This is a genomic window from Ruegeria sp. BF7 (genome assembly GCF_056538605.1).
In genome coordinates this window covers 65,195-81,478 of the sequence record NZ_JBQFTM010000005.1, presented here as the reverse complement: position 1 = coordinate 81,478, position 16,284 = coordinate 65,195, and the positions used below count along the sequence as shown (strand labels likewise).

Here is a 16,284-nt window from a genome sequence, read left to right as displayed (position 1 = left end):
TAAAATCCGGGGCCTGTCACCACGTCATTCGCGCGCAGTGGGCGTAGGCAGGAACACTGAACAGCCTGGATACCCGAAACCCCAGCGCCAGGGCAGGCCGGAACAGGGCCCACCGCCCAACCGCACCGCCGCATGCATCGCCTCTGCCGTTATGGAATGCGCCGTGCGAATCTGGTCAGGCGTCATGTCATACCGTTCGGCGTAGGCGTCGGCGTTGTCTTTTCCGTGCCGTTTGACGCAAGCACGCAGCGCATCATCCGCTAACAGGCGCGCGTCATAGCTGCCCTCGGCCTGCGTCGCCCCACCCGCATTGTGATAGGCGCGGTCATGGGTCACGCAGCAGTATTCCCATGGAGGGTGTTTTTCGTAGAGGGCGCGGAACTTGGGAAAGGTTTCGGCCACAAAGCGCCAACTGGCCGACAGGCCGCCGGAACAGCCGTCGGTTTCGAACGGTGTTGGTTCCGCGTCCCCGAGCTGTGCGATCAGGGCACGGTGAGCCGGCAGCTCGATGTTGCGCATGAAGTCCTGCGCCGCAGCGGGGGCCGCCATCAGCGCGAGGGCCACGCCCAGATTACGGGCTTTCATCGCGCATCGCTTGTGTGTCGACGGACATGCCGAAGGTGGTCGCCAACCACAGCAGCAGCCGCTCGACCGGGCCCATTTCGGCGCGCACCCGCAGTACCTCGTTGGCCATCGCAGGGCGGTCGGTGATCAGCCCGTCCACTCCCATCGAGGCCATAGCCGACATTTGCAACGGGTCGTTGACCGTCCAGACATAGATATCCTTGCCCGCCGCATGAACCGAGCGCACCAGCCCCGGCGTCGCCATCGCGGCGTTGACGGCGATGAAGTCACCTTCCAGCCCGGTCAAATCGCCCACCGCCGTTGCCGCCAAAACCCCGGCCCGCCAGTCTGGGCGCAGCTCCTTCATCTTCTGCACCGCAGGGTATTTCAGAGACATGGTGGCAATGTCGTCCTGCATCTCCAGCTCTTCGACAATTGCCGCCACGCGGTTTTCCAGATCAACGTCGTGGCCATAGTATTTCAGTTCGATAATGACCTTGGACTTGCCCTTTGCGGCCTCAAGAACCTCACGCAGGGTCGGGGTGCGTTCCTCGGCGTATTCGGGGCCGAACCAGCTCCCGATATCGATCTGGGCGATGTCGTCCATCGTGGCGTCCCAGACCTTGAGGTTCACGCCTGCCAGTTTCATGAAGTCACTGTCATGGGCAACGATGACCATGTCATCCGAAGATTCCTGCACGTCGATTTCTACCCAATCGGCCCCGTCTTCGATTGCCTTCAATACCGAGGCCATGGTGTTCTCGGGTCGCAGGGCGGCAGCGCCGCGGTGGCCGATCACCTCGGCCCGGTCCGGGGCCTGTATGCGTTCCAGCAGGTGTTGCCCGAACCACAATCCGATCAGCACGGCCACCGCCGCGGCGCCGAGGGCAGCAAACAAAGGGATACGAAAACTACCAGGTTCGGGATGCGGCGGTTCCTCGGTCCTGATCTCAAAGAACCCGTCCAGCAGCACCGCCAGCGCACCCAATGCCGTTGCCGCCAGCACAAGGCCCGCCAAAGACCAGATACCGGCCACCATCAGGCTGTAGATCAGCGCCAGCCGCAGATGGCTGGCCCCATGCAGCGGCACGAGAGCAAATAACAACCCCGCCACCCAGGCGATTAGACCGGCAATGATCACGCGCAGGATCAGCCAGATCGCCAGCTCGATCTTGAGGCGACCGCGCTTGCCCTCCATCCGGGTGGCGCTGACGTTGAACGCATGGGCCGGGTGAACGCCTTCGAAAAGGACCAGATGCAGGCCCAGCGCCCATGCCGACAACCGGCGGATCAGCACCCAGGCCATGACCAGAACCACGGCCCCGATCAAAACCACCGCAATCCAGAAGGACGGCGGGTGGAAGGTCAGATAGTAGTTGATGTCATATTCGGTCAGCGTCCACCACGCGATCATGGCCGCGACGACCGCAAAAGGCAGGATCAGTACCAAAACCCGCAGTAAAAAGCGCACCGCAAAACCGAACAGCGCCGGCAGCCGCGACAGGATCAGACCGATCGCGGAACTGCCCGCGCGCCACGGGTCGAATTCGCCCATCCGCAACGATCCGGCCATGACCGAGAACACGAACACCTCGGCCAGCAGAAACAGGCTGAGCACGGCAATCGCCGCGACAAAGCCGACGGGAGACAGGATGAAGGCAGCGATGGCCTGATCCGTCAGCGCGGTCTGGTTCGACAGCGACACGGCCAGATTGACGGTGATGGCCACGCCCGGCGCAATCAGGGCGACCAGCAACAGGCGCACCGCGATATAGATCGGCACAAAGACGCGACGGCGTGCCCATGCGCCTTTGTAGGCACTTGTAACGGCTGAGAAATTGGACACGCGTCACCCCCTTGAATAGTGCACTCATTCAAGGCTGCGCAGACGTGAATTGCAAGTCAGGCTGTCAGCTTTCTTCCAAATCCTTTGCCAACCGGAAGCCAATGCGGTTGGCGGGCTTGTCCTCGACCGATTTGGGCAAAGCGCGCAACATCACGTTCAGCTGGCTGACATGCTGCACCAATTGAGTCCGCGCCCCGGTCGCGTCCGAGCCGTAGAAGGTGATGATATCGGGATCGAAATAGCCCATGCCTTCGATCCGCATGACCCCCGCATCGCCGCCGGTAAAGCCCATGGCGACCTCTTGATCGCCATCCAGCGTCTGCTCAAAATTCTGAATATAGAGGATCAGCCGCTCATAGGCCCATTGTGCTGGGCTTTTGGTGGCGACGGGTTTTTGCAGTTGGCCGGGCAGGTCCTTGGCGCCGGATTTCGCATTCGGGTTGGCATGAACCTCATAGCATCGGGGCAAAGCCGCCGCTTCTGCCGCCTCGGCCGATGTTTCTATCTGGTCCTGCATGCCGTTACCCTTCGCGCTGAAACTCCCAGGCCCCGTCCGCGCGCCGCGTCCGGGTCACGGTTCCAATGTGGTAAAGATGGTTCAGATGTGCAACCGCCTCGACCAGCGCAAGCCCGTATTCGCCCGCGCCAATCTGACGTTTGAACAGGGGAACAAAACACTCGGCCGCGGTTTTCGGTGAATCCAGGTAGCCCTGCAAGCGATCCAACGCGCCGTGGTGATTGTCGATCAGCTGCCGCATCCGCAGCGGTAGGCCGGTGAAGGGCAGCTTGTGCCCACCCAGCGCCAGATGATCGGGACGCGCCAGCCCTTGTAGCCGCTCGCAGGCCTCCAGCCATTCGGCCACCGGGTCGGCCATCGGTTCGGTGACGTAAACGCCCAAATTGGGGCTGATTGAGCTGAGGATCTGATCACCGGTGATCACCAGATTGTCATCGCGGCTCCAGAAGGTGGCGTGTTCTGGAGCGTGGCCATTGCCCATATGCGCGTCCCAGTCGCGCCCGCCCATTCGGATGACGCTGCCCTGTTTGATGCGGGTGTAACCCAACGGCATCGGATAGACCGTGTCGCAGAAATTGAATGGGCGCTCGGTCATCCGTTTAGCTAGAAAGTCGGCCTCCATACCGGCGCTGCGGTAATAGTCCAGTGTTTCTTGCGGCCAGGTTTCCTGCACATCCAGTTGTAGCATCCGCGCGAACAGCCAGGCGGTGCGGGTTGTGACCAGTTCGGCACCGTGCTCGGACTGGAACCAGCCCGCATTGCCGACGTGATCTGGGTGGTGATGCGTGACCACCACACGGGTCACAGGCTTGCCACCCAGCGGCCCGGCCATGAGTGTTTCCCAGACCCGGCGGGTCTTGTTCGAGGAAATCCCCGTGTCGATCACCGTCCAGCCATCGCCGTCATCCAGAGCGTAGATGTTGACGTGATCCAGCGCCATGGGCAGTGGCAGGCGCATCCACAACACACCTTCGGCAACTTCGACCGCCTCACCCGGAGCTGGAGGCTCGGGCCAGGGGTATCGGATCGCCAAAGGAGTGTCCCCGTCCATTATACCGCCAACTCCTCGGCGCTGAGGGAATAAAGGTCCCCGGCCCCGTTCTGTACCTGCGCCAGCAGACCGGCATATTCCGGCAGCAGCGCGTTGATGTAGTACCGTGCCAGTTTGAAGCGCGGGCCGTTGGGTTCGGCTAATGCGGCCTTGAGGTGGTAATGTGCGCCCAGAACGCGAGCGAAGGCGTGCAGATAGGGCACGGCACCGGCAAAACGGGTATTCATGTCGGACTGCGCCACGATCCATTCGGTGGTTTCGCGCAGGCTTTCGGTCGCCTCCCACACCGGGCCAGCCAGATTGGACATAGTGGCGCGAGCCTCTTCGGCGTGATCCTCTATTTCATCCAGCAAGCGCGAGGCCGCCTCGCCGCCGTCCATCATCTTGCGCGCGACAAGGTCCATAGCCTGAATGCCATTGGTGCCCTCGTAGATCGCGGTGACGCGAACATCGCGGTAGTACTGCGCCGCACCGGTTTCTTCGATAAAGCCCATGCCGCCATGCACCTGCACGCCGGTCTCGGACACACGCATCCCGGTCTCGGTGCCGAAAGCCTTGCAGATCGGTGTCAGCAGCGCGGCCCGCGCGCTCCACTCGGCATCCCCAGTAGCGTTACCCATGTCGATCGCGGCCGCATTGGCCAGCATGATCGCCCGTGCGGCAAAGGTGTCGGCGCGCATGCTCATCAGCATCCGGCGTACATCCGCGTGATCGATGATCGTGCCCGAGGGTGTCTTGCCCTGTTTGCGCTCCAACGCATAGGCCAGCGCGTGCTGATAGGCCCCTTCGGCGGCCCCCACGCCCTGTCCGCCTACACCCAAACGCGCGTTGTTCATCATGGTGAACATCGCGGCCATGCCGCCATGTTCCTTGCCCACAAGCCAGCCCTTGGCACCGTCATATTGCATCACGCAGGTCGGCGAGCCGTGCAGACCCATCTTATGTTCGACCGAGACGACTTTCAGAGCATTCGCCGCGCCGGGATTGCCGCTTTCGTCGGGCAGATACTTGGGCACCAAGAACAGAGAGATCCCTTTTGTGCCCGGTACCCCGTCGGGCAGACGCGCCAGCACCAGATGGCAGACATTCTCGGTAAAGTCGTTGTCACCCCACGAGATGAAGATTTTCTGACCCGTCACCGAATAGGTGCCGTCGCCATTCGCCTCGGCCTTCGACGACAAAGCGCCCACATCCGACCCGGCCTGTGCCTCGGTCAGGTTCATGGTACCGGCCCATTCGCCCGACATCATCTTGGGCAGGTACAGCGCCTTCAGCTCATCACTTGCATGATGTTCCAGCGCCTCGATCTGGCCTTGGGTCATCAGCGGTGCCAGTTGAAGCGACAGGCAGGCGGCCGACATCATTTCGTTCACCGCTGTGGTCAGAGTCATCGGCAGGCCCATACCGCCATGCTCGGGATCACCGCTCATCCCGATCCAGCCGCCTTCGGCGATTGCCTTCCAGCCGTCGGCATATCCGGGTGAGGTCCGCAGCACACCGTTTTCCAGCCGCGCGGGCTCCAGATCACCGGGGCGCTGAAGTGGGGCCATCACCTCTTCGCACATCTTGCCGGCCTCGGTCAGGATCGCACCGACGACATCCTCGCTGGCTTCCGAGAACTTCTCGGTCGCGGCAATCTGATCGAACCCGACCACGTGGCGGAAAAGCAGTTCATAGTCGGAAATAGGTGCGCGGTATGGCATGAGTTCCCTCGGAGCTAACTGTATGGTTTTTCGCGGGTGGGGTTGGAAATTGCAATGCCCACCTTTATGCATCCTTGATCAATTCGATTACCTAGCCAGCCAGATGGTACAAGCAATCAAAACGCGGCGTCACCAGATATGATCCCTAACGGCACATTGGACTTGTCCGCCGATCCGGGCGGAATTGCACAGGCGGCCGACTTGCTGCGGCAGGGCCTGCTGGTCGCATTCGCGACCGAGACCGTATATGGGCTGGGCGGCGACGCCCGCAATGGCGAGGCCGTGGCCAGCATTTACGCAGCTAAGGGGCGGCCCAGCTTCAACCCCCTGATCGCGCATGTGGCCTCGGTCGAAGCGGCACAGCGGTATGTTGAATGGTCCGGCCAGGCCGAGGCTTTGGCCGCCGCCTTCTGGCCCGGCCCGCTGACGATGGTTCTGCCGCTGCGCGACGGGCACGGGATTTCTCCGCTGGTCACCGCGGGGCTGGATACGCTGGCGGTGCGGGTGCCCGCCCATGGCACCGCACGGTCGCTGCTGGCGGCGTTCGACGGGCCGGTCGCGGCCCCTTCGGCTAACCCTTCCGGCCAGATCAGCCCCACAACCGCCGACCATGTGCGCGCCGGGCTGGACGGGCGCATTGCGGCGATTCTGGATGATGGCCCCTGCGGTGTCGGGCTGGAATCCACTATCGTCGGACTGGCCGGAGAGCCTTCGCTGCTGCGCCCGGGTGGCGTCGCGTTGGAACAGGTCGAATCCGTTTTGAATGCGCGCCTACACATCCATCAGACCGGAGACCTGCTGACCGCGCCAGGCCAGTTGCAGTCACACTACGCACCAGACGCTCCGGTGCGGTTGAATGCAATAAACCCGCGAGGCGATGAGGTGTTTCTGGGGTTCGGCTCTGTTTCTTGCGATCTGAACCTGTCGGAAAAGGGCAGCTTGACCGAAGCCGCCGCCAATCTGTTCTCGGCCCTGCATACGCTGAACGCCACGGGTCGCCCGATTGCGGTGTCACCGATCCCGGATCAGGGTCTGGGCGCCGCCATCAACGACCGCCTGCGCCGCGCTGCTGCGCCGCGCGACAGCTGATCAGGCGCGCCCGGCGCTGGCCGACAGGGTCAGCGGGTCAACGCCCAGCGTCGCCAATGCGGCTCCCCATTTCTCATCATCGGGCACATCGAACACCAGTTTGGAGGTTGCTTCGGTGGTCAGCCAGCCATTCATGGCAATCTCATCCTCCAACTGGCCGGGACCCCAGCCGGAATAACCTAACGCCAGTGTCGAATTCAGAGGCCCACGGCCCGAGGCGAGGTCCTCAAGCACATCCAGCGTCGCGGTCATGCTGAAATCGTCTGAAATCTGCATCGAATGCAGGTTGGCCTCGTAATCCGAGCTGTGCAGAACAAAACCGCGCGACATCTCTACGGGGCCTCCGAAATGCACCAGACGCTCGCCGACAATCGGAATTCGGCAGGCGATATTCAACTGCTCCAGCAAAGCTTTGATCCGCAAGTCCGAGGGTTTGTTGATGATCAGACCCATCGCCCCGTCTTCGCCATGGCTACAAATGTAAACTACCGAATGATCGAAGCGCGGATCACCCATGCCAGGCATCGCAATCAACAGTTTTCCGGTCAGGTCCATGGATTTACATCTCTTGCTTCGTCCCCCTTCAACAATGGCCCCGGTGCATGGGGATTGGCAAGGGAAGAGGCCACATTTCGCCAGATTTCATCCGGGTGACCGGAACGTGACTTGGAATCCCGGCCCAGACCACGCATTTATGGGGTATGAAGCGTTTTCTGAAGCCAACCGCGGCCGTCCTGACCGCCTGTTTCGCCCTGACCGCCCCTGCGCAGGCGCAGGATGTGGACGGAGTTGTGCAACTGGATGTGCTGGACGGCGGGCGCACCGCCAACGGCACTTATCTGGGCGCGTTGCGGCTGACACTGAAGGACGGCTGGAAGACCTATTGGCGCGCACCCGGCGATGCCGGTATCCCGCCGCAGTTTGACTGGCGCGGCTCGCGGAATGTAGGCGATGTGTCGATCACCTGGCCCGCGCCTGAGGTGTTCGTGCAGAACGGCCTGCAATCCATCGGCTATGCCAATCAACTGGTGTTGCCGGTCGAAATCACACCCAAGGACCCCGCCAAACCCGTGCGGCTGCGCGGTGATATGGATCTGGGCGTCTGCAAGGATGTCTGCATCCCCGAGCGGCTGGATTTCGACCATACGCTGAACGCCGATGCCGGTCGCAACCCCGCCATCGCTGCCGCGCTGGCCCAGCGCCCCTATTCCGCGAAAGAGGCGCGAGTGACCGCCGCCAGCTGCCATCTGACGCCAACCTCGGACGGGATGCAGATCGAAGCGCGCGTAAAAATGCCCTCGGCCGGAGGGCGCGAGATAGCCGTGATCGAGCCGGGCAACCCGGCACTCTGGGCTTCACAGCCGGAAACCACGCGGCAGGGCGATACTCTAGTTGCGACGTCTGAAGTGATCAGCGCCTCGGGTGGACCCTTTGCGCTGGACCGGTCTGAGATACGGATCACGGTTCTGGGGACCAACCACGCGGTGGACATTCAGGGCTGCAGCGCGGGCTGAACCATGGAAAAAACGCCAAAGATTGGCGCGCTGGCCGTTGTCGTGCATGAGGCACGTGTGCTGCTGGTGCAGCGCAGCAAGCAACCCGATGCCGGGCTCTGGGGGTTTCCCGGCGGGCACGTGGAGTGGGGCGAAACTGTAATGCAAGCCGCGCAGCGGGAGCTACACGAGGAAACCTCGATTATAGCCGAGCCGCTGCACTACCTCGACAACCTGGACTTGTTACGCCACGACGCGCAGGGCTTGGTGCAGTCGCATTACCTGTTGGTCGGGGTCGCCTGTCAGTATCGCTCGGGTAGGCCGCTGGCCGGGGATGACGCACTGGACGCCCGCTGGTTTCCGATCGATCAGATACGACGGGGCGATCTGCCGATGAGCGACCGCGTCACAAACCTGCTGGAAACCGCTCTGCTTCGGTCTTAAGCAGCCCGTCCCCTGAGGCGCACGTAGAGCAAACCCGACAACACGACACTCAGGACAAGGATCGGCACGGCACCGGCAACGAAAGCCCCCAGCCCCATTTGCAGGGCGGCAACACCTTCGTCTCCTGGGTAGAGGCCCGAAAGAAACCCAACGGGAGAACCCGCGACCGCAGGCCAGACCATTGTCACACCGAACCAGACAAACAGCGCCAGCCCGGTGGCTGTCACCGCGCCCTGCACCACCCTGTCCGGTGCCCGCAGCGCCCGGCGCATTGCAGTCATCGGACGCGACAGGTCGTTCAGAATGGCCAACAACGCGGGCACCAGAAGCAGCACCAGCAACATCCCGAATCCCAGCCCATAGACCAGCGTGATTACCGAGGGTTTGAGGAATTGCGCCTGTTGCGAGCCCTCATAGAGCAGCGGCGTCAGCCCCAGAACCGTGGTCAGCGTCGTCAGCATAACCGGGCGCAACCGATCCGCCGTACCCTCGACAATCGACGGCACCAGACCGCGGTCCTGCTGATAGGCGTCAATGGTTGTCACCAGAACAATCGAGTCGTTGATGATGATCCCGGTCATCCCCAACAGACCGATTACGGTAAACATGCTCAGCGGTACGTCCCAGATGTAATGTCCCCAGATCGCGCCCACCAACCCGAACGGGATGATCGCCATCACAACCACCGGCCGCGTCCAGCTGGCAAAGACCCAGGCCAGCACCAGATAGATCCCGGTCAGACAGAGGATCAGGCCGGTGCGCGCCTCGGTCAGGAATTCATCCTCCTGCTCGCTCAGGCCTGCCATCTGCCATTCTACCTGCTGTTCGGCGGCGATATTGGGCAAAATCTCTTCGCTCAGGGCTCGGGCGATTTCTGCCGCGCGGGTCGGGTCGTCCTCGGAAATATCGCCGATCACCGAAATCACTCGCAGGCCGTTTTCGCGCCGCACGGATGAAAAGCCCGACTTGCGCTCTACCGAGACGATATCGGCCAGCGGCACGTAAACGCCGTCCGGCGTGCGCATCAGCGTGCGTTCCAGGAAATCGGCGGTCAGCTCGCCCTCGGGCAGTTCCACGCGGATCTCGGCGCTGCGCGGGCCGTCGGGGAAAGTTGCGGCCTCGATCCCGTTCAACCGGTCGCGCAATACGCGGCCCAGCGTTTCGATGCGAAAGCCCAGCGCCTGCCCCCTGGCGGTCAGGTCCAGAATGAAGTCTTCCTTGTCATAGGCCAGATTGTCTTCCAGCGCCGAAACCTCGGGGTATTTCGACAACTCGGCCTGCAGGTCCTCGGACGCCGCCTTGAGCGTGTTCACATCAGCCCCATAGAACTGAACATCAATTGCATCTCCGCCCGGGCCGGATCGCCAGCCGCGGAAGGTCAGCAGTTCCACTTTGGGATGGCGCGGCACAAAGTCCTGTAGCTCGCCCACGAACTCAAAGCTGGAATAGGGGCGTAGGTCCGAGTCGATCAGTTCGATCGAAATCCCACCCAGCAGGTCCCGTTCCTTGCCATCCGCAGCACTCAGGTTGAACCATCCGGCATTACCGCCGACCTCGGCCAGAATATAGTCGATGGGATTTCGTCCGTGACGCTCTTCGTAGATCTTGCCCAGTTCTTCAGTGGCGCGCTGCATCTGGTGCATCATTTCCAGCGTATCTTCGCGGGTAGCACCCTCGACCATGATAAAATTGCCGGTGACCGAGCCGCGCTCGGGCGCGTTGAAGAACCGCCAGTTCACGTCACCCTTGATGAACAGGGCAAGCTGGCTGGCCAGGATCACCACCATCGCCGCCACAACCACGTAGCGTGCCCAGACGACCCAGGCGATCAGCGGCCGGAACAGGTGATCGCGCACCCAGCGGAAGCCGCGATTGACGACGCGGTTGGGCCAGTCATACCAGTGTTGCTTGGCCGAATGCGCAATCGCATGGGCCATGTGGTTCGGCAGGATCAGAAAACATTCGATCAGCGAGGCAATCAGCACCGCGATCACGGTAAACGGGATGTCGCCGATCAACTCTCCGAACCGGCCACCGATGGCGGTCAGACCGAAAAACGCGATCACTGTTGTCAGGGTGGCGGCAAAGACCGGCATCGCCATGCGCCGCGCGGCGCGTTCGGCGGCCACCATGGGGGCCTCACCCAACCGGCGCGCGCGAAAATCAGCGTGTTCGCCTACAACGATAGCGTCATCCACCACGATACCCAGCGTGATGATCAGCCCGAACAGTGAGATCATGTTGATCGACAGCCCGCCGATATACATGAAGGCAATCGCCGCAGACATCGCCACCGGAATACCCGCCGCGACCCAAAAGGCAATTCGCGCGTTCAGGAACAGGAACAGCAGACAGACCACAAGGCCCAGCCCCACCAGCCCATTATCGACCAAAATGTCCAGACGTTCGGTGATGGCCTGCGCGCGGGTGCGGATCAACTCGATGGTCACGCCTTCGGGCAGGCTGGCCTGCAACTCGGCCACCACGTCCTCGACCGTGTGCTGAATCTTGATGGCATCGCCCAGATTAGACCGGTCAACCCGCACTGACATGGCCGGATTTTCGCCAACAAAGTAACTGCGGACGCGATTGACGCCTTCAACCCGGATCTCCGCCACATCGCCCACAAAAAGCTTGGACCCATCGGCAAAGTTGCGCAGCGCGATGCCCTCGATCTCTTCTGGGGTGCGCTTTTCGGTGCCGGTACGGATTCGGGCATTGGCCCCGGTAACATCGCCCGCCGGGTTGGCCATCGCCTCAGCCGCAATGGCTTGTGCGATTTCCGAGAGGGTGACGTCATTGGCAATCAGCTGCACTGTCGGCACTTCGACGACTACGCGGGGGGCGGCAATGCCCCGGATGGTCGTGCGGGTCACGCCGACCGCAAACAGGCGGTTGATCATTTCGTCGGTGAACTTGGCCAGCTGGTCCGGATCAACCGGGCCGGTCACCACCACATCGGTGACCCGATCCCGCCACGCCCCGCGCTTGATCGAGGGCTCCTCGGCATCATCAGGCAGGTTGGTCACCCCATCAATGGCAGTACGAACCTCGTCCACGGCGCGCGACATGTCCCAATTGGGCTCGAACTCCAGCCGGATATTGGCCTGCCCCTCGCGCGAGGTCGAGCTCGTGCTTGCCACCCCTTCAACCGCCAACAGGGCCGGTTCAAGTAACTGAACGATGCCGTTATCCACATCCTCGGGGCCAGCGCCTTCCCAGTCGATATCCACGTCCACACGTTCGAGGATCACGTCCGGGAAAAACTGCGCCCGCATCGACGGGATCGCTGCAGCGCCAAGAACCAGCATCACCAGCAACAGCAGGTTGGCTACCGTCCGGTGGCGCGTGAAATAGCTGAGGATACCGCCCGCCGTACCGGGGATTTCGCGCATCATGGCGCCTAGCCCCCTGCCCGGTTCTCGATGCTGCGCACCAGAGATGCTGGAACCTTGGGCGCGCTGAGCTGGCTCAAGGCGCTGGCTTTGGCCTCATTCGACATCTGATCGCTGGCTTCGACCTGCGCCACCAGTTGAGCGCGGAGTTCGTCGGAAAGTTCGACCATGCCCGGATCGACTCCGGCATTGGCCTCATCCCGCAGCGGACGTACACGAACCCCGCCGCCCAACAGAGGAGTTCGACCTATAACAACTTCGCGCCCGACCAGACCCTGCCCGCGCAACAGAACCTCGTCGCCCTGCCGACGGATCAACTGCACCGGCAGCGCCTCGAGCCGGTCATCGGGGCCGAGAACCAGTACCGTTCCCGTCGCATCCAGAACCGATGACGGCAGCCGCACCACATTGTCCAGCGGCTGCTCCTCGACCGTTACGGTGACGAAATCGCCGGGCTTGAACCCCGGCGCGTCCTCCAGCCTTGCATAGATCAGCCGCCCGGTCTGCCCTTCGCCCGCCGAACCGCTGTCGCGGTTGATGCGGCCATGGGCAATCAGATCGGTGCCCGTCACCTCCAGCGAAACCGAGACCGGCGCGTTGATCAGGCCGCCCTCTGCGTCCAGCAGACGCACGAACTGTGCGGTCGAGACGCGAAACGCCACCTCAAGCGCGGTTGGATCGACCAGTTCCGCCAGCTTTTCATTGGCCGAAACCAGTCGCCCTTCGACCAGGGTCACATCAGTCAACGTGCCGGCAAACCGCGCGCGAACGGTCATGTCGTCCAGATCGCGTTCGGCGGCTTCCAGTGCAATGCGGGCCCGGGCCAGCAAGGTGGTCGCCTGATCGACCCGCGATTCCGCCTGCGCCAGAGATATGCGGCGCGCCAGAACCGATTGCTGTGCCGCAGCCTCGGCCAATTCCGCTTCTTCCACGGCGGCAGGCGTTCCGACCCCACGGCCCTGCAGATCTTTCTGGCGCTGCAGGGCACGTCCGCGCAGATCCGCCTGTGCCTCGGCCGAATTCAATTCGTCCTGCGCCAACAGCAAAGAGCGTTCGGCGTCGCGTTCCTCGAATTGGGCATCCAGCAGGTCGGATTTGGCGCGATCCAGCGCCGACTGTGCGTCAGCTGGGTCAAGCTCCACCAGAACCTCACCCGCGGTGACAACGCCGCCATCCTCGAAATCTTCGGCCAGAAATACCACACGCCCGCCAAGCGCCGCGCGCAATTCCAGACGGCGGCGGCTTTGCACTTCGCCGAAGGCTTCGAGATAGGGGGTGACGGTTTCAAGTTCCGCTGGCCGCACGCTGACGGCAAAGATGCGTTCGCGCGGTTCGGGCGGTTCACTATCGCGATTCAGCGCATCCTGCACAGCACCGGTTATCAGTTGCGCCGCAATAAACAGCAGGGCCAGCGTCAGAAACGCCAGAAAGACACCTACAAGGCTTTGCCTCAGAAATCGCATCAATCACTCACCCCGGTCGCATCAGGCTGCCACGTGCAAAAGGTAGCCGGGCACAGAAAAATGCCAAGCCACAAAGCGGTTACGAACAATTAAACGTGCAACCAGTCTACTTCCGTCGCAGATGTTCGTCCAATCGCGGCATTATTTCCACGAAATTGCAGGGACGGTGGCGGTAGTCGAACTGTTTTTCCAGAATCCCGTCCCAGGCGTCCTTGCAAGCACCGGGACTGCCGGGCAATGCGAACAGGTAGGTGCCACCCGCCACGCCGCCCGTAGCGCGGGATTGCACGGAGGATGTACCGATCTTTTCCATTGAAATGATGGTGAAAACGGTGCCGAACGCCTCGATTTCCTTTTCGTAGACGTCGCGATGCGCCTCAACCGACACGTCGCGGCCCGTCAGGCCGGTGCCCCCGGTCGAGATCACCACGTCAATCTCGGGATCACCAACCCATAGCCGCAGTTGGGCTGCGATCTCGCCTCGTTCATCCCGGATGATCTTGCGGTCGGCCACCGAGTGGCCAGCGCGCTCGATCCGGTCAACCAGCGTCTGACCCGAGCGGTCCTCGTCCAGCGACCGTGTGTCCGACACGGTCAGAACGGCGATCCGAACCGGAATGAATTCCATGCTTTCATCAATGCGCGACATATGGCGTCAGGCCCTTTCCATGATGGCAAGCCGGACGGCAAGGGCGGTGAATATCCCCCCCGTCACCCAGCCCATGATACGAGAGGCGCGCGGGTTCGAGATCAGAACCTTGCCCGCGCCACCGGCAAAAATACCCACCAGCCCGTTAACCACAAACCCGCCCAGCGCGATGATCGCGCCGAAGATCAGGAATTGCGGCAGGATCGGGCCGGTCGCGGGGTTCACGAATTGCGGGATGAAGGCCAGTACAAACAGGATGACCTTGGGGTTGGTCAGATTTACCAACATCCCGTCACGAAAGGCATAGCTTGCGGGTTTCGCGGGCGCATCACCGGATACCGCCCCATTCCGGATCACACCCCACGCCAAATACAGCAGGTAGGCCACACCCATCCAGCGGATGACATCAAACAACCACGGCAAGCTGTTCACCGCAGCACCCAACCCCAGCCCGGCCAGCAGCACGTGAACCATCAGCCCCAGCGATATACCCGCGCTGGCAACCAACGCCGGTCGGGCACCGGACCGCAGACCCTGACCGAAGCAGAACATCATGTCTGCGCCGGGGGTGAAATTCAGCGCCAAAGCTGCTGGGATGAACGCCAGCAGAGTGACCGTTTCTATCATAAGGCGACCTCGAACCAATTTACCTTGGGTCCCAGATTGGCAATCTGTGTACGGCCTATGCTGCCGCGATATCCCCAGCTGTCATGGATGTGGCCGCACAACGCGTATTGCGGTTGCAGGCGCTCCACCGCATCGCGCACGGCCACGGACCCGACCGCTTCGCCCTGTGATGTGACATCACCATAACCCTTGGGCGGGGAATGCGCGATCAGAATATCCGCTCCATCACAGCGATCCAGTAACTCGGTGGCTTCTGCATCGGTCAGGTCGCAGGACCAGTCGCCAAACGGCGTGACCGGCACGCCGTAGCCCAGCCCGAACAGGCGCAGCCCGTCCAAGGTCATGCCGGTGCCGTGCAGCACATGGCCGCCTTCGGGCGCGGCGTCTGCCAATTCCTGTGCGCTTTCCGCATTGCCGGGCACCATGACAAACGGCGCAGAGATGCCGGCCAGCATCGCCATCGCCTCCTTCAGCCCTTGCCGCATGTTGCAGAAATCTCCGGCCCCGATCACCAGATCTGCCTCGGCACTGGCCTCGACAACCTCGGCCGCGCGGTTGCGCGCCATGTGCAGGTCTGAGAAGGCCAGAACGCGCATTACTTGCCCTCCAGCCGTGCCTTGAGCTCCAGCAGATCGGCCCAGGCGTGGCGTTTCATCTGCGGTTGGCGCAGCAGATAGGCCGGGTGGAACATCGGGATGACCGGCAGGTCCAGCGCCTGATCCCATTGCCCGCGCAGCCTTGTGATCCCACGTTTGCCCAGCACCGCCTGACAACTGATATTGCCCATGATCACCAGAACCTCGGGCTTGGCCAGTGCCACGTGGCGTTCGAGAAAGGGCTTCATCATCCCGATCTCTTCGGGTTTGGGGTCTCGATTCTGCGGCGGTCGCCACGGCAGGACATTGGTGATATAAACATTCTGGCCGCGATCCAGATCAATCGCCGCCAGCATCCGGTCCAGCAATTGTCCGGCACGGCCCACGAATGGCTTGCCCTCGCGGTCTTCCTCGCGGCCCGGAGCCTCGCCGATGATCATCACCCGCGCACCCGGCGTGCCGTCGGCGAACACCAACTGACGCGCACCGCGTTTCAGTTCGCAATGATCGAACCCATCCATCGCCGCCCGCAACTGATCCAGCGACCCGGCACTTTGGGCGGTGGCCTTTGCCACCGCAAAAGGGTCCACCTTTTTCGGCATTTCGGACGTGGCCTGCACCGCAGCAGGTTTCCTGGCCCTGGGCGCAGTATCAGGCAGCGCATAGCGATCCACCGGCGCATCACCGATCGCATCCGTTGCGCCCAGTTCGATCTGCCAGTCCAGCAGCGCCCGCGCAGTATGATAGTCCAAAGCCGATTCCATACCCCTCAATCTAACCAGCTTTTGAACGAGGGAAAGCGAATAGGCCTTGATCGGACCGTTCATCGCACCGACGATTGCGGCAT

At 62.2% G+C, this 16,284-nt stretch carries 15 protein-coding genes; 3 read left to right on the top strand and 12 right to left on the bottom strand.

The genetic code is table 11. The features are described 5' to 3' along the window. Window positions 1-24: 24 nt before the first annotated feature. From ACR0IK_RS12850 to ACR0IK_RS12830, 5 genes are all read right to left on the bottom strand, one after another. The gene (locus tag ACR0IK_RS12850; RefSeq protein ID WP_480641777.1) at window positions 25-585 is read right to left on the bottom strand and encodes a hypothetical protein; all 561 of its coding nucleotides are present in this window, start codon (window positions 583-585) and stop codon (window positions 25-27) included. Further along, entirely contained in the window at window positions 572-2,410 is a 1,839-nt protein-coding gene (locus ACR0IK_RS12845; RefSeq protein ID WP_480641776.1) for a glycerophosphodiester phosphodiesterase family protein, read from the bottom strand. The genes ACR0IK_RS12850 and ACR0IK_RS12845 overlap by 14 nt, the downstream gene beginning before the upstream one ends. Window positions 2,411-2,474: 64 nt before the next feature. Then, window positions 2,475-2,927 (bottom strand): DUF6173 family protein, encoded by a 453-nt coding sequence (locus ACR0IK_RS12840; protein WP_480592722.1) that lies wholly within the window; start codon window positions 2,925-2,927, stop codon window positions 2,475-2,477. A 4-nt stretch (window positions 2,928-2,931) separates the two neighbouring features. After that, complete coding sequence (locus ACR0IK_RS12835) at window positions 2,932-3,978, bottom strand: MBL fold metallo-hydrolase (protein ID WP_480641775.1); 1,047 nt, start codon at window positions 3,976-3,978, stop codon at window positions 2,932-2,934. Beyond that, window positions 3,978-5,681: an acyl-CoA dehydrogenase family protein gene (locus ACR0IK_RS12830; RefSeq protein WP_480641774.1), complete on the bottom strand. Its 1,704-nt coding sequence runs from the start codon at window positions 5,679-5,681 to the stop codon at window positions 3,978-3,980. Before ACR0IK_RS12830 ends, ACR0IK_RS12835 begins: the two co-directional genes overlap by 1 nt. Before the next feature lie 138 nt (window positions 5,682-5,819). Between ACR0IK_RS12830 and ACR0IK_RS12825 the strand changes: the two genes are divergently transcribed. Further along, complete coding sequence (locus tag ACR0IK_RS12825) at window positions 5,820-6,770, top strand: L-threonylcarbamoyladenylate synthase (RefSeq protein WP_480592714.1); 951 nt, start codon at window positions 5,820-5,822, stop codon at window positions 6,768-6,770. On the opposite strand, the gene ACR0IK_RS12820 is transcribed toward ACR0IK_RS12825, so the two are convergent. Beyond that, window positions 6,771-7,325, bottom strand: coding sequence for a YqgE/AlgH family protein (locus ACR0IK_RS12820; RefSeq protein ID WP_480592711.1), 555 nt, complete (start codon window positions 7,323-7,325; stop codon window positions 6,771-6,773). It lies immediately after the preceding gene. A gap of 146 nt (window positions 7,326-7,471) precedes the next feature. Between ACR0IK_RS12820 and ACR0IK_RS12815 the strand changes: the two genes are divergently transcribed. Together ACR0IK_RS12815 and ACR0IK_RS12810 are read left to right on the top strand one after the other, a co-directional pair. Beyond that, window positions 7,472-8,284 carry a protein-disulfide reductase DsbD domain-containing protein gene (locus ACR0IK_RS12815; RefSeq protein ID WP_480641773.1) on the top strand — a complete coding sequence of 271 codons (813 nt, stop codon included), beginning with the start codon at window positions 7,472-7,474 and terminating at the stop codon, window positions 8,282-8,284. A gap of 3 nt (window positions 8,285-8,287) precedes the next feature. Further along, window positions 8,288-8,707: an NUDIX hydrolase gene (locus tag ACR0IK_RS12810; RefSeq protein WP_480641772.1), complete on the top strand. Its 420-nt coding sequence runs from the start codon at window positions 8,288-8,290 to the stop codon at window positions 8,705-8,707. Here ACR0IK_RS12810 and ACR0IK_RS12805 read toward each other — a convergent pair. The 6 genes from ACR0IK_RS12805 to ACR0IK_RS12780 all read right to left on the bottom strand — a co-directional run bounded on the left by ACR0IK_RS12805 (window position 8,704) and on the right by ACR0IK_RS12780 (window position 16,201). Then, window positions 8,704-12,105 carry an efflux RND transporter permease subunit gene (locus tag ACR0IK_RS12805; protein ID WP_480641771.1) on the bottom strand — a complete coding sequence of 1,134 codons (3,402 nt, stop codon included), beginning with the start codon at window positions 12,103-12,105 and terminating at the stop codon, window positions 8,704-8,706. The two genes, ACR0IK_RS12810 and ACR0IK_RS12805, sit on opposite strands and share 4 nt — an antisense overlap. Before the next feature lie 5 nt (window positions 12,106-12,110). Beyond that, the gene (locus tag ACR0IK_RS12800) at window positions 12,111-13,565 is read right to left on the bottom strand and encodes an efflux RND transporter periplasmic adaptor subunit (protein ID WP_480641770.1); all 1,455 of its coding nucleotides are present in this window, start codon (window positions 13,563-13,565) and stop codon (window positions 12,111-12,113) included. 106 nt (window positions 13,566-13,671) lie between these two features. Then, window positions 13,672-14,214: a molybdenum cofactor biosynthesis protein B gene (gene moaB / locus ACR0IK_RS12795; protein ID WP_480592701.1), complete on the bottom strand. Its 543-nt coding sequence runs from the start codon at window positions 14,212-14,214 to the stop codon at window positions 13,672-13,674. A gap of 6 nt (window positions 14,215-14,220) precedes the next feature. Next, the gene (locus ACR0IK_RS12790) at window positions 14,221-14,841 is read right to left on the bottom strand and encodes a LysE family translocator (RefSeq protein ID WP_480592699.1); all 621 of its coding nucleotides are present in this window, start codon (window positions 14,839-14,841) and stop codon (window positions 14,221-14,223) included. After that, window positions 14,838-15,437: a metallophosphoesterase family protein gene (locus ACR0IK_RS12785; protein WP_480592697.1), complete on the bottom strand. Its 600-nt coding sequence runs from the start codon at window positions 15,435-15,437 to the stop codon at window positions 14,838-14,840. Before ACR0IK_RS12785 ends, ACR0IK_RS12790 begins: the two co-directional genes overlap by 4 nt. After that, window positions 15,437-16,201, bottom strand: coding sequence for a uracil-DNA glycosylase (locus tag ACR0IK_RS12780; RefSeq protein WP_480641876.1), 765 nt, complete (start codon window positions 16,199-16,201; stop codon window positions 15,437-15,439). The genes ACR0IK_RS12785 and ACR0IK_RS12780 overlap by 1 nt, the downstream gene beginning before the upstream one ends. Between the last annotated feature and the right edge of the window lie 83 nt (window positions 16,202-16,284).